2 protein-coding genes are annotated in these 5041 nt (G+C 39.9%); one reads left to right on the forward strand and one right to left on the reverse strand.

All coding sequences use genetic code 11. The features are described from left to right. A partial coding sequence (locus H6G97_RS45175; protein ID WP_242056054.1) for a pentapeptide repeat-containing protein occupies positions 1–3331 on the forward strand: 3331 nt, incomplete at its 5' end. Positions 3332–3390: 59 nt separating this feature from the next. Here H6G97_RS45175 and H6G97_RS51735 read toward each other — a convergent pair. Next, positions 3391–3813, reverse strand: a complete 423-nt coding sequence (locus tag H6G97_RS51735) for a transposase (RefSeq protein WP_242056055.1) — start codon at positions 3811–3813, stop codon at positions 3391–3393. Positions 3814–5041 lie beyond the last annotated feature (1228 nt).

Here is a 5041-nt window from a genome sequence, read left to right on the forward strand (position 1 = left end):
ACTGAATGCAGAGTTAAAAGAGCAGGAAGTTAAGCTTCAGTTTCACCAACTGGGACAGTTAGAATTAGACAATAGTAAAGCCGAAGAAGCACTAAAGCAGTTTCCAAATTCAACATTAGGACAAGCTTTAAATCAAGAGTTATCTAGTTACTTAGAGGCAAAAGGGATTAGAACAGAGATTGCATCTCTAGTCACAGGATGGGTAGCCTGGGATACACATAATTATATCAAGCAGCTTTTCTCTTACGAATCAGAGGATGTGCGCCAAATCTTAAGTTTGATGATAATAGCAGCACAAGAAGTAAGAGCTAATGATAAATACGCCAGCATAGAGCTATACCTGAAAGAGCAGATATCACCCTCATCCAGCGACCCGTTACTAATGGAAAGATGGAAGGTAATAGGTGAAGAATTTAAAATTACTGAAATTTATGTGCCACTAAAAGCTCAATTGTTAGATAACAATGGCAAACCTAAAGAAAAGTCAGTTGTTGATTTAGAGAATTGGGTAACAGAACAACTGAATAAATCTGAAACAAATCCCCAAGTGATGTTTATTCAAGCAGGCCCAGGGCGAGGCAAAAGCGTATCTTGTAAAATGGTTGCAGAGCGGGTAAGAAAAGAACTTCACCCAATTTGGACACCAATACTAATTAGGCTAAGAGACATAGATACTTTTGAGCCAAATATCGAAAATACTCTTCGTGCGGCTGTCAGGGAAAACTTTGCTAACAGAGATGATTGGTTGAGCGATCGCAATACCCGATATTTATTTATACTAGATGGTTTTGATGAATTACGTTTTGAAGGAAGAACAGCAAAGGGAATTGAAGATTTTCTTGGGCAAGTAGGAAACTATCAAGCCCAAAGAGTATGTAAGCATCAATTCATAGTAACTGGAAGAGAATCAGCGTTGCATGGAATTGAAAATCGGCTACCAGCTAACTTAGTTAGATTAGAAATAGCATTAATAGATGACGAGATCCAAATGCAATGGTTATCAAAGTGGGGTAGATTAGTTGGACAAGATAAAGCCTCAGAATTCCAAAATTTTCTCAATGCAAATAATTGCCCTAAGCGTGTTAAAGATTTAGCTAAAGAACCATTATTATTGTACCTTTTAGCAGCAATGCACCGAGATAATGAGTTAAATATCCAAATGTTTGAAGGTGTTAATAATGCTCAAGCTAAAATAAAAATCTATCAAAAAACACTAGATTGGATTTTAACAGAACAACGTACTGAGAAACTTAATCAAGAGCTTACAGAATTCGATACAGAGGACTTGCGCCTTATTTTGATTGAAGCGGGGTTATGTGTTACTCAGTCTGGAAAAGAATGGACTTCAATCAAAGCAATTGAATCACGACTTAAAAATGATAAAACAGCTAGAGAGTTACTGGAAGAAGCACAAAAAAGGCTTAGTAGTGAAAATCCTTTAAGAAATGCGTTAGCAGCATTTTATCTACGACCAGCTAAAGCCTCTGAGTCAACAGAGGGTGCTGTTGAGTTTATTCATAAGAGTTTTGGGGAATTTCTCTGCGCTCAGAAAATAAAAGAAAGCTTAAAAAAATGGGTAAGGTTAGACCCTGAAAGTAGACGTGCAACATTCGTTATTGATGATGACAAGCTAGCAGAAGAAATCTATGATTTATTTGGCTACGGTGCATTGACAAGAGAAATCGTAGGTTATCTAATGGCTCTGCTTGATTCTGAGGACAAGTTTCAATACTTAAAGTTGTTCGAGCGTTTAGAAGATTTCTATCTTGATTGGTGTGAAGGGAAATTTATTGATGGAGAAAAACTGAAAATTTTTCCTTTAACTCAAATGCAAAAATTCCAAGCACAAAATATATTTTTAAAGTTAAGAGAAGTTGATATATTTACTGGGCTAAATGTAATGATTCTTCTGTTAGAGTTACACCGTTATGCTCAGACTCAAGATGAACTAAAGGATAATATTGTCTTTTATCCTTGTGGTAAAAAAGACAGCGATGATTTTGATGAGCAGCGATTGCTTCGGATTATTGGATATAGCAACAGTGTTAGTGTAGGTACTTTTTCAGGAACTGTTGGTTATTTCCTCTCTGGCGCTATCCTCTCTGGCGCTATCCTTGATGGCGTTTACCTCTCTGGCGCTAACCTCAGAGGCGCTGACCTCTCTGGTGCTAACTCCTTACTTGCGAACCTCGATGGCGCTGACCTCTCTGGCGCTAACCTCTCACGTGCGAACCTCTCTGGCGCTAACCTCTCTGGCGCGAACCTCTCTGGCGCTAACTCCTTACTTGCGAACCTTGATGGCGTTAAACTTACTAATGTTATAGGGGATAAGGAAGTGTATCAGCTTATTGATGAGTCGTTGCAACAAATACTTTGCCATTGCTTAGTCTATAATCTTCCTGTTCCAATGGAAGCTTTAGAAGCCGCTTGTGATATTCCTAATTGTAAACAGCAATTACAAAGAGGGGTAACGCCGGGAGTGATAGATGAAAGTTCTGAAGACCAAGAAGAAAACAGGGTTTTTCAAGTCTCACGATTTCTCCCCCACATCATCCCCACTATCCGCTTCACTGATGCACCAGAGGTATATTCTCTCTACCAAAAAGCTCACGAAAAATTACATAAATTGTGGGGAAATAAAAATAATAAAAGTGAAGAAAAATGGCAAGAAATATTCAGGTTAAAATTTGCTAATCAAGGAAATCCTGAACGATTTAGGCAAGGTTTTTCTGAGATGTTGGCAGTTCAGTATAACCCCCAAGCCGATAGAGCTTTTGAAGGAGAATTGAGAAAATATGCTGATGACTTGCTAAAGGATGGACTATGCACTCAGTTGGAAAACTATCTTCAGCAAAAACAGTGGAAAGAGGCAGATGAAGAAACTGCTTGGATTTTTTATCAAGTCATGGTTAAGGAAAACTATGAAGATTGGGACGAACTGCTAGAGAATTTCCCCTGTGAAACTCTGAGGGAAATTAATAGTCTCTGGCTTCAAAGCAGTAACAATAAATTTGGCATCAGCATCCAAGCGGAAATTTACCAGAATTTAGGCAGTTCGAGCTATGGTAATTATAATTGGGATGTTTTTGGTGAGCGCGTAGGTTGGAAACAAGATAGTTGGTTGAGCTATTATAAGTTAATGGAAAAGTTCGAGGAAAGTAATGTCCAACAAAAGGATGAGATTTGGACATCATCGCCATCACTACCTGCATTAATTTATACCCAGCCAAATAAGTGGACAGATTTGACAGTCAGAAGGAGGCTTTTCTTCGGGATTTTTGACATACGGAAAAATATTATCTTCTCTCGCGCAAAGACTTGTGGATTTTAACATCTAAGGCTTTCAAAAGTTTGTAACCATTTATTTCAGCCTCATTTTCCACGCAATAATCAGCATTTCGCAAAACCGATACCTGCCACTGGTGGCTGATAACAATTTGCCTGAATAAACTTTGTTGCTACCTCATGCACCTCCGTACTCTCTGTTACTCGCTGCTTATCCCAAGGTAAACTCATCTGCCCTGGCGATGACTTTTTCGCCTTTCCACCCTTCATCACCGATGGCAAAAAGCGACTACCCCAAAAATTCCTTTTTTCTGGTCTAGCCTTTGGCCGATATTTTTGACAAAACCTGCGATACTTAGCCGCACATTCCTCCAACGTCTTCCCCATTTGCAAAAACGCTGGATGCCACTGCATAATGCCATCGTTGCTCAAGCGGTCATGAGTGCCATAGTTGCTAAAGTCGTAGAAATAACCCTGCTGCATCCCGGCCGCTTTGGGGTTAGCGTGAATGTATCGCAGCGTATTCAAGGCCTGTCGCTGATCTGTGTTGGCAAAGCCAGTGCTGTGGTATCGCTTCTCCCAAAAATGACCAAATCTTCATCATGCAGAGATACCTGGTAGTAGCCGCAGGAGATGTGATCGCAAGAAGGTAGGCGGGTACACCATCGCACGCAATTGCCCCTGTGTGGGTTATTCGAGGTGTTGACGGTATATCGCAGGGTGACAAATGTAAACCAATGGTTTACACATATCTGACTTGCTTACTGAAGAGGTGGTACTGAATAAGGGATCGTTTTTTGCCGACCATTGGTCGGCATTTTATTTCAATAAATAAGTCAATTGGCGATCGCCTCCATTGCTGCTCCTTGGTACACTGCCCCCACAGTCTACGATTGCTATGAAGGGGTAATCCGGAATGGCACTAAGATATCGGCAAATCCAATATTCATCTCTGCTTTTGGGTGTGGGGTGTAGGGTGTGGGGTGTAGTGGCGAAGAAGTTTATTAATGTTCGCACTTGTTTTTAATTTTCTTGATTTTTTCCCTACACCCGACACCCTACCCCCAACAAGATAGCCCTGACTAGGTTTTACGTTTTCTTAGTGCCATTCGGGTAATGCGCTTGACCAAATGCGTGTAAACCAATAGTTATCACGAATACAAATGATGGGATTGTATTCAGTCTAATCCTTACAAGATGAAGTTTTCAAGGTTTCTAGTTCTTTTTGCGTAAATTACAAAACTTGAACTGAAGAGTATTACATAGCGAACTAATTATATGTAAAGCAGGGGGCAACAGTTTAAACTTCCATATTTATTTTTTTGTAAGCGCTGCTCTGAACTCCTTGCCCCAGGGCAGTTTTTTCTTGTGCAGGTAGCTGAGGGTCTTGTACCCACGGCCAACAATAGAATCACACGTGCAGTGCGTTGTTGACTCGCTGTAACCGTCAAATTGCATTACAGTCCGTAAAAGCGTTAACCTCAAGTGTAGCAAGCATAAACACTTGAGATATGCGGTGAAAAGCAGTGTAGTGTTATTAAAAAATATTCAGTAATCAATAAATTAATTATTTATGACTATAGATTTACTAGAGTTTTTCCAGCGAACAGACCCCAGCCGGACTTTACAGGTCAATCAAGATTTATAGGACTAGTATTTGATTTCTGAAAAAGCTCCGTACATTTGAAGAGTCGCAAAATCAAAGTTAGTGTGTCGGAGAAACCACTCAAACATCCATTTGAGATGAGAAAACGAA

Origin of the sequence: Nostoc flagelliforme FACHB-838, assembly GCF_014698065.1 — a bacterium.
GTDB classification, from domain to species: Bacteria; Cyanobacteriota; Cyanobacteriia; order Cyanobacteriales; family Nostocaceae; genus Nostoc; species Nostoc flagelliforme_B.